The following is a 14,449-nucleotide window of genomic DNA, read 5'->3' on the forward strand; positions in this document are numbered from 1 at the left end:
CGCGCCTTGACGGCAGCAGCGGCGCCGATCAGCATGCCGCGCGATTTCAGACCACAAGAACAGGACGCCCTCAATGAGCGATCGCCTTCCGGGATTTTCAACCCTCGCCGTGCATGCCGGTGCACAGCCCGACCCCACGACCGGTGCGCGCGCGACGCCGATTTATCAAACGACCTCTTTCGTCTTCAACGACGCCGACCACGCCGCCTCGCTGTTCGGATTGCAGGCGTTCGGCAACATCTATACCCGCATCGGCAACCCAACCAACGCGGTGCTGGAAGAACGCGTCGCGGCGCTCGAAGGCGGCACGGCGGCGCTGGCCGTTGCCTCCGGCCACGCCGCGCAGGTCGTGGTGTTGCAGCAATTGCTCCAGCCCGGCGACGAGTTCATCGCCGCGCGAAAGCTCTATGGCGGCTCGATCAACCAGTTCACGCATGCGTTCAAGAGCTTCGGCTGGAACGTGGTGTGGGCCGATTCCGACGACATCGCCAGCTTCGAGCGCGCCGTCACCCCGCGCACCAAGGCGATCTTCATCGAGTCCATCGCCAACCCCGGCGGCAGCATCACCGACATCGAGGCGGTCTCGACGGTGGCGCGCAAGGCGGGCGTGCCGCTGATCGTCGACAACACGCTGGCCTCGCCCTACCTGATCCGCCCGATCGATCACGGTGCCGACATCGTCGTGCACTCGCTGACGAAGTTTCTGGGCGGCCACGGCAATTCGCTCGGCGGCATCATCGTCGATGCCGGCACGTTCGACTGGTCGACCGGCGGCAAATATCCGATGCTGTCGGAGCCGCGGCCGGAATATCACGGCATCCGCCTCCAGGAGACCTTTGGCAATTTCGCCTTCGCGATCGCCTGCCGCGTGCTGGGCTTGCGCGACCTCGGGCCGGCGCTGTCGCCGTTCAACGCCTTCATGATCCTGACCGGCATCGAGACGCTGCCGCTGCGCATGCAGAAGCACTGCGACAACGCCAAGGCGGTCGCCGAATTCCTCGCCGGCCATCCGGCGGTGGCCTCGGTCAGCTACGCGGGCCTTGCCAGCGACAAGTACAACCGGCTTGCGCGCAAATACGCGCCAAAGGGCGCAGGCGCCGTGTTCACCTTCAGCCTGAAGGGCGGCTATGACGCCGGCGTCAGCCTGGTGTCGAAACTGCAGTTGTTCTCGCATCTGGCCAATGTCGGCGACACCCGCTCGCTGGTGATCCATCCGGCCTCGACCACGCACAGCCAGCTCGACGACGCCGCCAAGGTGAAGTCCGGCGCCGGCCCCGACGTGGTGCGGCTCTCGATCGGCATCGAGGACAAGGAAGACCTGATCGCCGATCTGGAACAGGCGCTGGGGGCTTAGTTGCCCGTCGTTCCGGGGCGGTGCGAAGCACCGAACCCGGAATCTCGACGTCATTTGCTCATCTCTGGATTCCGGGTTCGGTCCTACCGGACCGCCCCGGAATGACGGACGGCGCATGGTGGCGGCGCCGCCCCTCAGTTAACACTCATTAACCATATCGGCCGCATACATCGTCTTTGGATCGCCCTTTGATTCGGAGCCGACGATGCTGCGCTGGATGGTGCCTGCCCTTGCGGCGATGCTGACGCTCTCAAGCGCGCTCGCCGCCGACCTTCCGGCCACGCCGAAGCGGCGGGCCGCCGTGCCGCCGCAGGAGGCGCCAACCGTCTATGTCGAGACCGATCCGGATGCGCTGATCTCGCCGGCCTATGGCATCGGCAGCTACGTCCGCAATCTGCCGGGCACGCCGCTGCTGCCCGGCTCTCACACGCTGCCGGGCTACTATGGCCGCCCCTGGGACTACGACTATCAGGGCCCGTATTACGGCGGGAAACAGGTCGACTATTTCTGGCGCCTGCCCTACGCGTGCGGCGTCTACGGCTATTGCTGATCAGCCGGGCTGATGGTGATCAGCCGGGCTGACTGACCGGAACCACGCGCGGCTGCGTCTCGGCAGATTGCCGCGAGGCCAGCCGTTCCGTCTGCATCACCGCGAGCGTCAAGACCGCGATCGCGACTGCCTGATGCGCGAGCGCAAGCCCGATCGGCACCTGGTTGAGCAGCGTGAGAATGCCGAGCACCGCTTGCAGGCTCACCGCCGCAAACAGCCAGAGCGCGCCGCTCGCAGCCAGACCCGCGCGCGAACGCACCGCGTCGAACGCATGCAGCGCCGCCAACACGAACAGCGCATAGGCCGTCATGCGGTGCTCGAACTGCACCGTCAGCACATTGTCGAACATGTTGCGCCACCACGGCGTCTCGAACCACAGCCGCTCGGCGGAGGGAATGAGCGCGCCGTCGATCTCAGGCCAGGTGTTGTAGGCGCGGCCCGCGCGCAGGCCCGCGACCAATGCACCGAAATAGATCTGCACGAAGGTCACGAGAAGCAGCAGCGCACTTGTGAACCGCAGCCGCGCGGGCGCGGCGATCTGCGCCCGCTCCTTGAGCCGCCGCACCGTCCAGACGATGCCGGCGAAGATCAGCAGCGCGAGCACAAGATGCGTCGCCAGCCGATATTGCGACACCTCGACCCGCTCCGAGAGACCCGAGGCCACCATCCACCAGCCGACCGCGCCTTGAAGCCCGCCGAGCGCGAACAGCAGCCACAGCCTGCGCTTCAACTCACGGGACAAGCCCCCGCGCCACAGGAAGAACAGGAACGGCAACAGATAAGCGACGCCGATGAAGCGGCCGAGCAACCGGTGGCTCCACTCCCACCAGAAAATCTCCTTGAACTCGGACAGGCTCATGCCCGCGTTGAGCTCGCGATATTGCGGGATCTTCTTGTAGGCCTCGAACGCCTCGGTCCACTGCGCCGCCGAGAGCGGCGGCAGGCTGCCCGTTACCGGCTTCCATTCGACGATCGAGAGGCCGGATTCCGTCAGCCGCGTCGCGCCGCCGACCAGCACCATCAGCGCGATCAGCGCGGCCACGGAAATCAGCCACCAGCGCACGGCGCGATACGGCTCGGACGGGGCGGAAATCGTCGTCATTTCAGGGCGAAACCAAACCTTGTAGCTAAGAGACTTGAACCAGGAGGCTTGAACCGGACTGCGTGCCCCTTATAGTCCCCCGCTCCCGCAGCGCAAGTTACGCAAGAGACCGCGACATTCCGTCATGACGATCCGCACCCGCAAGTTCCTCGGCGCCATCCTGCTCCTGGTGCTGGCTACCGTCTGGGCCCTGCTCGGCATGGCGGCGGCGCAGATGCCGTGGATCGCCGAATCCGGCTGGCGGCAGGCGATCTACTACGTGGTGGTCGGCATGGGCTGGGTGCTGCCGGCGATGCCGATCGTGAGCTGGATGCAGCGGCCTGATCGCGCCAAGCCCACCTAACGCTTCTACGTAACGCTCCTACGTCGCGCGGCCGGTCGGTTTCACCGGCGCAAAGGCGACACCCGACGCCAGCACGCGCAGCATGCGCAACGAGCGCACCCGGCCATCCCAGGAAATGCGCGGCAGCGCGCGCAGATTGGTTCGCCCTTCCGCATCCACGATGCCTGGTATCGCCGACACCGCGCTGGTAAAGCCCGCCTCCTCCGCCATCACCACGTGGCTGCGCCGGAACGAGGCGCGATCGCCGAACGGAAAAGCGAGATGCCTGATCTCGCGGTGGAAGGCCGCTTCCGCAACCACCTTGCCCATCGTCATCTCACGCAGCGCCGCACTGTCCTTCATGTTGGCGAGAACGGGATAGTTCACGGTCGCGCTGCCAATCGTGACGAGCGGATCGGCCGCGAGCTTCGCCAGATCCTCCCAATCCATCGACGCTTCGCGCGAGAGCGCAGCCAGATCGATCCGGTAGCGCGTGCGGAGATCGGCGATCGCAGCCGACACATCCGCCGGCGGCAGCGAACGCAGCCAAATCTCGAGATGCGAGAACAGCGCCTGCTTCTCGGCATTATCAGTGACTGTGAAACGCTGCTCCTTCTCGCCCATCATCAGGCTGATGCGGCTCTCGCGCGCGATCACCTGCTCGAGCCCGAGCCACCAGGCCTCTCCGACCCCGTCGGGAAACGCGGTGGGCACATAGATCGTGAACGGCACGGCGTGGCGGGCCAGCACCGGGTAGGCGAACGTGATCAGATCTTTGCTGGCGCCGTCGAAGGTGAGCGCCGCGAAGCGCCGCTTCTCCGGCAGCGTCACTGCACGCCGGCAAACCTCGTCCATGCCGAGGATGTCGTACTTCCAGCGCTTCAGCGCCCGAATGGCACGGTCGAGGAATTGCGGCGTGATCTCGTTCTCGCGCAGCGGCTGAAATCCGCCGCGCCGCCGCGGCCGCACGTGCTGAAAGCGCAGGATGGCGCCAGCTCCACGACTGCGCAGCGCGGCCTGGCCGGTGAACCAGGTCAGCTCATGGCGCAGCCGTTCCAGCCATCTGTCGTCGGATGCCAATATCCCACCTTCGCGCTCGCCGGCGGCCCGTTCCCTCGCCTATTGTCATTACCCTTTGTTGACATTTCTTTGCAAAGGTCGGCCACAGGCCGAATTACGCATATTTTTGATTTCTCGACAGGTTTCGCGAATGACCATGGCTGCGGCGATGCAAAGCCGGACGGCAGAAGCGCCAGCGCGGTCGAAAGCGAGCCGTATCGCGCAGGTCGATATCGTCACCGATCTCGATCAGGCCGAGCCGGTCTGGCGCGCCCTCGAGGAGAGCGGCCACCTCTTCACGCCCTACCAGCGCTTCGACCTGCTCAGCCCCTGGCAGCGGCTGGTCGGCGGCTGCGAGGGCGCGCGCCCCTTCATCGTGATCGCCCGCGACGCCGAACATGCACCGGTCCTGCTGCTGCCGCTCTCGCTGCGCCAAGGCCACGGGGTGCGCACGGCCTGCTTCATGGGCGGCAAGCATACGACCTTCAACATGGGACTGTGGAACGCCGAGTTCGCGGCACAGGCCGTCGCCGCCGATCTCGACGCACTGCTCGCGCCGCTGCGCGAGCATGTCGACGTGCTCTCGCTGACGCAGCAGCCGCTGCGCTGGAACGATCAGCAGAACCCGTTCGCGGCTCTCCCGCGGCAGAGTGCGATCAACGGCTGCCCGCTGCTGGTGATGGAGCCGGGCGGCCCGCCCGCGTCGCGGATCAGCAACTCCTTCCGCCGCCGCCTCAAGAGCAAGGAGAAGAAGCTCCAGGCGCTCGCCGGCTATCGTTATCACCTCGCCACCAACGACGCCGACGTCACCCGCCTGCTCGACTGGTTCTTCCGCGTCAAGCCGGTGCGGATGGCCGAACAGAAACTGCCCAACGTCTTCGCCGAGCCGGGCGTCGAACAGTTCGTCCGCAGCGCCTGCCTGTCGCCGCGCGGCGACGGCCGTGTCATCGACATCCACGCGCTCGAATGCGACGACGAGGTGATCGCGATCTTCGCCGGCGTCGCCGACGGCCAGCGCTTCTCGATGATGTTCAACACCTACACCATGTCCGAGCACGCCCGCTACAGCCCGGGCCTGATCCTGATGCGCTACATCATCGACCGCTACGCCGAGCGCGGCTACCGCTCGCTCGACCTCGGCATCGGCTCGGACGACTACAAGCGGATGTTCTGCAAGGACGACGAGGACATCTTTGACAGCTTCGTGCCGCTGACCTCGCGCGGCAAGCTTGCGGCGATGGCGATGTCCTCGCTCAGCCACGGCAAGCGGCTGGTGAAGCAGAACCAGATGCTGTTCGACCTGGCGCAGCGGCTGCGACGCGCGTTCGGGTAGACTTCGTAGTAACGTAGGGTGGGCAAAGCGAAGCGTGCCCACCACCTCTGCCGCAATCGTTGAAGGGTGGTGGGCACGGCGCAAGTGCGCCTTTGCCCACCCTACGATTCCGAACTCGTGGAGAGAGACCCTTCACCCGTCTCACCCGGCTTCGCTTTCGCGAAGCCACCCTCTCCCACACGGGGCCCACACGGGGAGAGGGTAAAATCTACTAAGCCGCGACCACGCGCGGTCCCATCTCGCGTGCATCCGACGGCTGGACCGGCCTACTCAGCATCGTCACCTCGCTGAAGCCGACGGCCTTGAGCTGCTCGCTCATCAGCCTGCGCGCATCCGGCTCCATTGACGCATCGGGCACCACGACGGCGCGGGCATTGGCGGTCAGCAATTCTGCCGGCAGGTCGGAGGCGCTGCCGGCGTCGAGCAGCACGTGGTCGTAGGCGCGAAGCAAGGCGTCGATCGCGAGCGTCACGCGCGGCGATTGCAGCAGGCTGCGGTCGAAGCCGGGACGACCAGCCATGACCAGATGCAGCCGCGACAGCTTGTCCCGGGTGATCACCTGCGCAAACGAGGCTTCGCCCTGCATCAGCTCGGCAAGGCCGGGCGCCGAGGCATCGACGGACACCGCGGCAATCGTCGGCGAGGACGCGGCGAGATCGACCACGACCACCCGCGCATCGCGCGCCAGGTGCCGGGCCAGCGTCAGCGCCGACAGCGTGACGGCTTCGCCTGGCGCGGTGCCGAGCACCGTGATCTTCTTTGCCGCCGCGGCGCGCAGCCTGTCGGCCAGATGCTCGATCTCTGCAAACTCGGTGACATCGGCATCGGCCGTCATCTCCGGCTGAAGCGGCGCGGGCTCGTCCATGACCGGTTCGACCACCGGCTCGACCATCGGCCGGACGAATGGTTCTTGACGAACCGCCGCCTGTGCCTGCGGCTGCGCCGGAGCAAAGACAGCCGCAGCGCGCGGCGCGGTCTGGCGCAATAGCTCGCCGGTGACGACGACACCGGACGAGAGTAGCAATGTCGCGATGGTTGCGATCAGGACGATCGGAAGCTTCTTCGGATAGGCCGGCGTGTTCGAGACGACGGCGCGCGAGATGATGCGGCCCTCCGCCGGCGCCGTATCGATGCTCTCGCGGGTGCTGGCTTCGCGGTACTTGCCAAGATACGTTTCCAGCAGGTCGCGCTGCGCCTTGGCCTCGCGCTCGAGCGCGCGGAGCTGGACGTCCTGGCCGTTGGTCGAGGTCGCCTGCTTCTTGAGCTGCTCGAGGCTCGTGGTCAGGCCGTCGACCCGGCCACCGGCGATGCGCGCATCGCTTTCGAGCGAGCGGGAGATCTTGGCCGCTTCGTCGCGAATCTGGTTGTCGAGGTCGCCGAGCTGCGCCTTCAGCTCCTTGATCCGCGGGTGATTGCCGAGCAACGTCGACGACTGTTCGGCGAGCTGCGCCCGCAGCGTGACCCGTTGCTCGGACAGCCGCCGCATCAATTCAGAGTTCACCACCTCGGACGCCTCGATCGGCTTGCCGCTCTGGAGCATCTCCTTGATCAGCCGCGCCTTGGATTCCGCATCTGCCCTCATCGAGCGCGCGTTGTTGAGCTGGGTATTGACCTCGCCCATCTGCTGGTTCGACAGCGTCGTGTTGTTGGTCCCGACGAACAGCGACGACTTGGAGCGGAAGTCCTCGACCTTCGCTTCGGCGTCGGAAACCTTCTTGCGCAGATTCTCGATCTCGCCCGCGAGCCATTGGCTGGCATTGCGCGCCTGGTCCTGGCGCGCATTCTGCTGAAGCACGAGATAGCCGTCGGCGATCGAATTGGCGACGCGCACGGCGAGATCCGGGTCAGCCGACTGAAATTCGATCACGATCACGCGCGACTTGTCGACGGCATAGGCCTGGAGGCGATCGTAATAGGCGTCGAGCACCCGCTCTTCCGGCGTCATCGAGAACGGATCGCGGCCGATGCCGACCAGCGCCGCAAGCGACTTCAGCGGCGAAATGCCTTGCAGCACCGGATCGAATTCGGGCCGCTCCGCAAGCTTGTTCTTCTTGATGATCTCGCGCGCGAGATCGCGCGACAGCACGAGCTGTACCTGGCTGGTGACAGCCTCGGGGTCGAGCGCCTGCCGCTCCTCGGTGCTGCGGTCGCTGCTCGGACGCAGGAATACGTTCTCGCGACCATCGATGAGGATGCGCGACTCGGACTTGTAGCGGGGCGTCACGAGATTGACGGCGGCGACGGACGCAACCAGCGCCAGCACCGTCGGCACGATGATCCAGCCGCGCTTGCGGGCGAGCGCGCCACCGAGCGCGTGCAGATCGATGTCGCCGGATTCACCGGACGCCTGCCTGGTGACAGCAGGCGCAGGTCTTGCTTCGACCTTGGGCGTGGCTTCGGGCTTGGCTTCGGCTTTGGACTTCGAAACAGCCCGCTCGACCACCGCCTTGTCCTTGCCGGCACGCCAGAACGCTAAACGCATCGAACACTCCCGCAGGGCAACGCCACCAAGCTACCTCAACCGGGGCGATTACACTCCATTAAGGTTGCCGCTGGGTTAATCGCGTTAATCCCGCGATGGGTACACGCGCGCCCGTCACCATTTGTTAACCACGAGGCCTCTTAATCCGTCTCGATATTTCGGAAATTGTTCGGCATTCGCCGTCGAGCGCTGGTTCAGATCATGCCCCCCTCTCCCGACCGGCCGCTTCGCATCCTGCACGCCGTGCGCGCCCCCGTGGGCGGCATCTTCCGCCACATCCTCGACGTCGCCAACGGCCAGGTCGATCGCGGCCACCATGTCGGGATTCTCGCCGACCGCCTCACCGGCGGCGAGCGCGCCGACAAGGCGCTGGCCGAGCTCGCGCCGCGACTGAAGCTCGGCGTGCACCGCATGGCGATCCGCCGCGAGCCGTCGCCCGACGATGTCCTGGTGTGGCTTCGGATGCGGCGCCTGATCGCGGAGCTCAAGCCCGATGTCATGCACGGCCACGGCGCCAAGGCCGGCGCGTTCATTCGCATGCGGCGGCGCTCCGATGACACCATCCGCATCTACACGCCCCATGGCGGCTCACTGCACTATCCGCTCAACACGTTGAAGGGCGAGTTCTATGCGCGGCTCGAACGCTCGCTGATGGACTCGACGGACCTGTTCCTGTTCGAGAGCGCGTTTGCCCGCGACACCTATCAGCGCATCGTCGGCACACCCAAGGGCGTGGTGCATTGCGTCTTCAATGGCGTGACGCCGGAGGAATTCGAGCCTGTTGTCACCACCGAGGATGCCACCGACCTCTGCTATGTCGGCGAGTTCAGGCACATCAAGGGCGCGGATCTGCTGGTCGATGCCGTGGCGCGCCTGCACGAAGGCGGCAAGAAGGTCACCCTCACGCTCGGCGGCGACGGCGAGGAGACGGCAGCGCTGAAGGCGCAGGTCGAGAGGCTCGGCCTCTCCGGCGCGATCCGCTTCATCGGCCACGTCAAGGCACGCTACGGCTTCTCCAAAGGGCGGCTGCTGGTCGTTCCCTCGCGCGGCGATTCCATGCCCTATGTGGTGATCGAGGCGGGCGCGGCCGGCATTCCCATGATCGCCGCGCGCGTCGGCGGCATTCCCGAGATCTTCGGCACGGAGAGCCCGGCCCTGTTCGCGGCAAGCAACGCCGAGGCGATGGCGGAAGCGATTGCGGCCGCACTCGACGATCCGCAGGCGACAGCGCAGCGCGCATCCTCCCTGCGCGAGCGCATCTCCGCGCATTTTTCCCAGCAGGCGATGGTTGACGGCGTGATCGCGGGCTATCGCGACGCATTTGCCAATCATTAACCACCCTTAAGGTCGCTTTAGAGATTCTTCCGATTTGTCCGATAATCGAGGTGCCGGGGGATGCTCGCCCGGGGTGCAAGGCTGCGCCACGGGTTTTTGGAATGGACGTGGACGCCCGTGGAACCGCTCAACGCACGCTCGATGCTCGATGCCGCGACCAGTGCCGCGGCCAAGCCGGCTGACCAGCCCTTTGTGGAGCGCCGCCGCCGGCTCTCGCCCGCTGCACTCGACGTCGTCAACCAGAAGGTCGCCCGCGCCTATTCGCCGATCGTGATCACCGGCATCGTACGCCTTGCCGACTTCGCGCTGCTGAGCCTCGTCGGCATCGCGGTCTATGTCGGCTACGTCATGCCGCTTTCCGGCTTCAGCTGGGTATATCCGGCGGAGATCCTCGCCGTCGCGGTCGCCGCCGTGGTCTGCTTCCAGGCCGCCGACATCTATCAGGTGCAGCTGTTCCGCGGTCAACTCCGGCAGATGACGCGGATGATCTCGTCCTGGTCATTCGTTTTCCTGCTCTTCATCGGCATCTCCTTCTTCGCCAAGTTCGGCAGCGAAATATCGCGGCTGTGGCTTGCCGCCTTCTACTTCATCGGGCTCGCAGCGCTCATCGCCGAGCGCCTGGTGCTGCGCTCGTTGGTGCGCGCCTGGGGGCGCGAGGGCCGGCTCGACCGCCGGACCATCATCGTCGGCTCCGACAGTAACGGCGAGCAACTGGTGGAGGCACTGAAGGCGCAGGACGATTCCGACATCCACGTACTCGGCGTGTTCGACGACCGCAACGACAGCCGGGCGCTGGACACCTGCGCCGGCGCGCGCAAGCTCGGCAAGGTCGACGATATCGTCGAGTTCGCCCGCCGCACCCGCGTCGATCTCGTGCTGTTCGCGCTGCCGATCTCGGCGGAAACGCGCATCCTGGAGATGCTGAAGAAGCTCTGGGTGCTGCCGGTCGACATCCGCCTGTCCGCCCACACCAACAAGCTGCGCTTCCGTCCGCGCTCCTATTCCTATCTCGGCGAAGTGCCGACGCTCGACGTGTTCGAGGCGCCGATCACCGACTGGGACCTCGTGATGAAATGGCTGTTCGACCGTGTCGTCGGCGGCCTCGCGCTGCTCGCAGCCCTGCCGGTGATGGGACTGGTGGCGCTGGCGGTGAAGCTCGACAGCCCCGGCCCGGTGCTGTTCCGCCAGAAGCGCTTCGGCTTCAACAACGAGCGCATCGACGTCTACAAGTTCCGCTCGATGTACCATCACCAGGCGGATCCGACGGCCTCGAAGGTCGTGACCAAGAACGATCCGCGCGTAACCCGCGTCGGCCGCTTCATCCGCAAGACCAGCCTCGACGAGCTGCCGCAGCTCTTCAACGTGGTCTTCTCCGGCAACCTCTCCCTGGTCGGCCCGCGCCCGCATGCGGTGCAGGGCAAGCTCCAGAGCCGCCTGTTCGACGAGGCCGTCGACGGCTATTTCGCCCGCCACCGCGTCAAGCCCGGCATTTCAGGCTGGGCCCAGATCAACGGCTGGCGCGGCGAGATCGACAATGAAGAGAAGATCCAGAAGCGCGTCGAGTTCGACCTCTACTACATCGAGAACTGGTCGGTGCTGTTCGACCTCGTCATTCTCCTGAAGACGCCGATCTCGCTGCTGACCAAGAACGAGAACGCGTATTGAGTTGTTTGCGTCAAGAACGCGCTGTCATCGCCCGGCTTGACCGGGCGATCCAGTAAACGCCGGCGGCGAACGTCGCCACTGACGGCGCGGAGTACTGGATGCCCCGCCCCCGTGCGCAAGCGCGCACTAGGCGGGGCATGACGGCGGAAGTTGTGTGTACGAGTAGCGTGAGCGTGTGATGGCGTATGCGGCAACAGCCGGGGAGATGAATGCAGCCGTTCGCGCTGCGCCCGGCGTGCTGGCCCTCCAGCGCGCGCTGGTGTGGCTGGTCGGCGCCTCCGGCGCCATCGTCTTCATCGAACCCAGCCCCTACGAGATCGTGACGCTGCTCGCCACCGTCACCTTCTTCGCCACCGGCCTGCGCCTGCGACTCGCGCTGATGCCGCTGCTGCTGATGCTGGTCCTGCTCAATGTCGGCTACACCATCAGCGCGATCCCGCTGTGCGATCAGCCCGAGGTGGTGAGCTGGATCGCAACCTCCTGGTACATGGCGGTGACCGTGGTGTTCTTCGCCACGATCACGTCCGAGGACACCGCGGCCCGGCTCGATATGCTCCGCCGCGGCCTCGTGGTCGGCGCGATGATTGCCTCGCTGTCGGCGGTCGCCGGCTACTTCCACCTGATTCCCGGCGGAGACGACCTCCTCACGCTCTACGGGCGCGCGCGCGGCACGTTCAAGGACCCGAACGTGCTCGGCGCCTTCCTGATCCTGCCGGCGCTGTTCGCGCTCCAGAGCGTGGTCTCGGACAAGCCGGCTAAGGCCTTCCGCAACGTCATCGCCTTCGGAATCATGTCACTGGCCATCCTGCTCGCCTTCTCCCGCGCCGCCTGGGGCGGGCTGGCGCTGACCTCAGCCTTCATGCTGGCGCTGATGGTGCTGACCAGCCGCACCAACGCGCAGCGCTCGCGCATCGTCGTCATGGCGATCGTCGCCGCGGTGCTGGGCGTTGCGCTGATCGCGGTGCTGCTGTCGTTCGATTCCACCGCCGAGATGTTCAAGCAGCGCGCCAGCTTCGACCAGAGCTATGACGAAGGCCGCTTCGGCCGGTTCGGCCGGCACATCCTGGGTGCGGAGATGGCGCTCGACCTGCCATTCGGGATCGGCCCCCTGCAATTCCACCGCTTCTTCCCCGAGGACACCCACAACTCCTATCTCAACGCCTTCATGTCGGGCGGCTGGCTGTCCGGCGTGTGCTATCCCGCGCTGGTCTTCACCACGGTGATCACGGGCTTCCGGCACATCTTCGTCCGCGTGCCCTGGCAGCGCGCCTATCTCGCCGTGTTTTCAGCCTTCGTCGGCACCGTCGGCGAAAGCTTCGTGATCGACACCGACCATTGGCGGCACTTCTGGATGATGCTGGGCGCGATGTGGGGCATGATCGCGGCAGCCCAAGTCTATAAGACTAGGGCTGGCGACGAAGCTTCTTCAGCTTGAGATCGGGACGCTTCTCCGGCGGCGTGTCGAGGAGGCTCTTCAGCGCTTCAGTGGCGGCAAGCACGCCCTTGTAGCCCTCAGTCGCGAAGCGCAGCAAAAGACGCAGCTCCTCGTCGGAATAGGCGCCAAAGACCTTCTCCATCGCCTGCTGCATCGGCACGTAGAACTGGCCGATCTTCATCGCCGCCTCCGGCACGACCGCGATGAAGACCTTGCGGCGGTCTTTCTCGTCCCGTTCGCGGCGCACGAGGCCAGCCTTCTCGAGCCGGTCGATCACGCCGGTGATGGCGCCCGTCGTGAGGCCTGTCACCTCGGCGAGCCGGCCCGCGGTGACGCGTCCCTCGAGATAGAGGATGTCCATGCATTCGAGGTCGGAATTGGCAATTCCGGCAACGTTCGCAACGGTCTGGCCATAAAGCACGCCCTGCGCGGACGACCGGCGCATCGCCTCCTCGAGCTCCTGCAACAGCGCCGCGCGCGCCTTCGTCCTTGACAAGGCCGACCTCATATCTTAGTCGATATATATCTTAGTCACTAAGAGATTTAGCGACCGTAATTTCTCCTAGCACCACGGAAACGTCGGGAGCAAGCCATGTCCAACCGTCCCCGCAAAGCCCTGATCATCGGCGCCGGCATCGCCGGGCCCGTCGCCGCCATCCTGCTCCGCCGCGCCGGCATCGAGTCCGCGATCTACGAGACCTGGCCCTATTCGAAGGGCATCGGCGGCGGCCTTCAGATCGCGCCGAACGGCATGCATGTGATGGACGAGATCGGGCTTTCGAACGAGCTGATCAGCCGCGGCTCGGTCGCGGAGGCCTTCGACTTCTATTCGCAGGAAGGCCGAAAGCTCGGCTCGATCAACCGCGACATGCAGCGCCGCTTCGGCCAGCCCGCGGTGAACGTCTGCCGCGCCACGCTGAACGAAATGCTGATCGACAAGGCCTGGTGCGCCTGCGTCTCGCTCTATTTCGAGAAGCGCCTGATCAAGATCGAGGACCGCGGCGACCAGCCGATCATCGCCTATTTCGCCGACGGCACCACCGCCGAAGGCGACTTCCTGATCGGCGCAGACGGCGTGCATTCAATCACGCGACGCCAGGTGGTGCCGGACGGACCCCGGCCCTTCGACACCGGCCTGATCGGCTTCGGCGGCTTCGTGCCGCACGCCGTGCTCGACGGCAGGCCGATCGGCCGGCACGTCGAGACCACGTTCGGCCAGAGCGGCTTCTTCGGCTACGGCTATTGCAGCCCGGATCCGAACGACGGCGTGATGTGGTGGAGCACGCAGCCCGCGCACGGCATGGACGCGGCGATGTTCCGCGCGCTCGATGCGGCGACACTGAAGCAGCATCTGCGCGGCTTCCATCGCGGCTGGCACGATCCGATCCCCGACATCATCGAGGCGGCCGAGAACATCGTGGTCACCGACACGCTCGATGTCGCGACCTTGCCGACCTGGTCGCGCAAGCGCTCGCTGCTGATCGGCGACGCCGCGCATGCGACCAGCCCCCATGCCGGCCAGGGCGCCTCGCTCGCGCTGGAGGACGCGATGCGGCTCGCGCGCCTGATGCAGGACGGACAGGAGCTCGGCACCACCTTCCAGGCCTTCGAAGCCGAGCGCCGCCCGCGCACGGAAAAGATCGTCGCCATGGCCCGCCGCAACGGCAACAGCAAGCGCGAGTTCAGCGCCACCGGCGCGTGGATGCGCAATCAGATGCTGAAATGGCTGTTGCCGCTGGGCTCGAAGAGCATGGAGTTCATGTACGCGTATGATGCGCGGGCGGTGTAGCGCCGAACACGGTGTCATCGCCC

Annotated in this window: 12 protein-coding genes; 8 read left to right on the forward strand and 4 right to left on the reverse strand. The window is 65.9% G+C overall.

Features of this window, described 5'->3' with window-relative positions:
• The first annotated feature begins 73 nt into the window (after positions 1–73).
• Together WN73_RS21265 and WN73_RS21270 are read left to right on the forward strand one after the other, a co-directional pair.
• Positions 74–1,354 carry an O-acetylhomoserine aminocarboxypropyltransferase gene (locus tag WN73_RS21265; protein WP_011087730.1) on the forward strand — a complete coding sequence of 427 codons (1,281 nt, stop codon included), beginning with the start codon at positions 74–76 and terminating at the stop codon, positions 1,352–1,354.
• A gap of 205 nt (positions 1,355–1,559) precedes the next feature.
• A complete protein-coding gene (locus WN73_RS21270) occupies positions 1,560–1,904 on the forward strand; it encodes a hypothetical protein (RefSeq protein WP_028171673.1) in 345 nt (114 codons plus the stop codon).
• 19 nt (positions 1,905–1,923) lie between these two features.
• Here WN73_RS21270 and WN73_RS21275 read toward each other — a convergent pair whose 3' ends face one another.
• Positions 1,924–3,006, reverse strand: coding sequence for a COX15/CtaA family protein (locus WN73_RS21275; protein WP_028171672.1), 1,083 nt, complete (start codon positions 3,004–3,006; stop codon positions 1,924–1,926).
• A 124-nt stretch (positions 3,007–3,130) separates the two neighbouring features.
• Here WN73_RS21275 and WN73_RS21280 point away from each other — a divergent pair, with 124 nt between their 5' ends.
• Positions 3,131–3,349 (forward strand): DUF2842 domain-containing protein, encoded by a 219-nt coding sequence (locus WN73_RS21280; RefSeq protein WP_011087732.1) that lies wholly within the window; start codon positions 3,131–3,133, stop codon positions 3,347–3,349.
• 18 nt (positions 3,350–3,367) lie between these two features.
• Here the strand turns inward: WN73_RS21280 and WN73_RS21285 are convergent, their stop codons facing one another.
• Positions 3,368–4,408 (reverse strand): polysaccharide deacetylase family protein, encoded by a 1,041-nt coding sequence (locus tag WN73_RS21285; protein WP_028171671.1) that lies wholly within the window; start codon positions 4,406–4,408, stop codon positions 3,368–3,370.
• Positions 4,409–4,538: 130 nt separating this feature from the next.
• Between WN73_RS21285 and WN73_RS21290 the strand changes: the two genes are divergently transcribed.
• A complete protein-coding gene (locus WN73_RS21290) occupies positions 4,539–5,720 on the forward strand; it encodes a GNAT family N-acetyltransferase (RefSeq protein ID WP_028171670.1) in 1,182 nt (393 codons plus the stop codon).
• Between the two features lie 211 nt (positions 5,721–5,931).
• Here the strand turns inward: WN73_RS21290 and WN73_RS21295 are convergent, their stop codons facing one another.
• Positions 5,932–8,202: a GumC family protein gene (locus tag WN73_RS21295; protein WP_028171669.1), complete on the reverse strand. Its 2,271-nt coding sequence runs from the start codon at positions 8,200–8,202 to the stop codon at positions 5,932–5,934.
• 201 nt (positions 8,203–8,403) lie between these two features.
• Between WN73_RS21295 and WN73_RS21300 the strand changes: the two genes are divergently transcribed.
• The 3 genes from WN73_RS21300 to WN73_RS21310 all read left to right on the forward strand — a co-directional run bounded on the left by WN73_RS21300 (position 8,404) and on the right by WN73_RS21310 (position 12,637).
• Positions 8,404–9,537 carry a glycosyltransferase family 4 protein gene (locus WN73_RS21300; RefSeq protein ID WP_028171668.1) on the forward strand — a complete coding sequence of 378 codons (1,134 nt, stop codon included), beginning with the start codon at positions 8,404–8,406 and terminating at the stop codon, positions 9,535–9,537.
• A 117-nt stretch (positions 9,538–9,654) separates the two neighbouring features.
• A complete protein-coding gene (locus tag WN73_RS21305; RefSeq protein WP_028171667.1) occupies positions 9,655–11,202 on the forward strand; it encodes an undecaprenyl-phosphate glucose phosphotransferase in 1,548 nt (515 codons plus the stop codon).
• A gap of 178 nt (positions 11,203–11,380) precedes the next feature.
• The gene (locus WN73_RS21310) at positions 11,381–12,637 is read left to right on the forward strand and encodes an O-antigen ligase family protein (protein WP_028171666.1); all 1,257 of its coding nucleotides are present in this window, start codon (positions 11,381–11,383) and stop codon (positions 12,635–12,637) included.
• Here the strand turns inward: WN73_RS21310 and WN73_RS21315 are convergent.
• Entirely contained in the window at positions 12,606–13,082 is a 477-nt protein-coding gene (locus WN73_RS21315; protein ID WP_049832408.1) for a MarR family winged helix-turn-helix transcriptional regulator, read from the reverse strand. The genes WN73_RS21310 and WN73_RS21315 overlap by 32 nt on opposite strands.
• Before the next feature lie 147 nt (positions 13,083–13,229).
• Here WN73_RS21315 and WN73_RS21320 point away from each other — a divergent pair, with 147 nt between their 5' ends.
• On the forward strand, positions 13,230–14,426 hold the full coding sequence (locus WN73_RS21320; RefSeq protein ID WP_028171664.1) for an FAD-dependent monooxygenase: 1,197 nt from the start codon (positions 13,230–13,232) through the stop codon (positions 14,424–14,426).
• Positions 14,427–14,449: the final 23 nt, after the last annotated feature.

Source organism: Bradyrhizobium sp. CCBAU 45394 (assembly GCF_028128655.1).
In the GTDB taxonomy this organism is placed as follows: domain Bacteria; phylum Pseudomonadota; class Alphaproteobacteria; order Rhizobiales; family Xanthobacteraceae; genus Bradyrhizobium; species Bradyrhizobium diazoefficiens.

Coding starts and splice junctions, on each gene's coding strand:
- WN73_RS21265 (WP_011087730.1), top strand. CDS start 74: ATGAGCGATCGCCTTCCGGGATTTTCAACCCTCGCCGTGCATGCCGGT.
- WN73_RS21270 (WP_028171673.1), top strand. CDS start 1,560: ATGCTGCGCTGGATGGTGCCTGCCCTTGCGGCGATGCTGACGCTCTCA.
- WN73_RS21275 (WP_028171672.1), bottom strand. CDS start 3,006: ATGACGACGATTTCCGCCCCGTCCGAGCCGTATCGCGCCGTGCGCTGG.
- WN73_RS21280 (WP_011087732.1), top strand. CDS start 3,131: ATGACGATCCGCACCCGCAAGTTCCTCGGCGCCATCCTGCTCCTGGTG.
- WN73_RS21290 (WP_028171670.1), top strand. CDS start 4,539: ATGACCATGGCTGCGGCGATGCAAAGCCGGACGGCAGAAGCGCCAGCG.
- WN73_RS21295 (WP_028171669.1), bottom strand. CDS start 8,202: ATGCGTTTAGCGTTCTGGCGTGCCGGCAAGGACAAGGCGGTGGTCGAG.
- WN73_RS21300 (WP_028171668.1), top strand. CDS start 8,404: ATGCCCCCCTCTCCCGACCGGCCGCTTCGCATCCTGCACGCCGTGCGC.
- WN73_RS21310 (WP_028171666.1), top strand. CDS start 11,381: ATGGCGTATGCGGCAACAGCCGGGGAGATGAATGCAGCCGTTCGCGCT.
- WN73_RS21315 (WP_049832408.1), bottom strand. CDS start 13,082: ATGCGCCGGTCGTCCGCGCAGGGCGTGCTTTATGGCCAGACCGTTGCG.
- WN73_RS21320 (WP_028171664.1), top strand. CDS start 13,230: ATGTCCAACCGTCCCCGCAAAGCCCTGATCATCGGCGCCGGCATCGCC.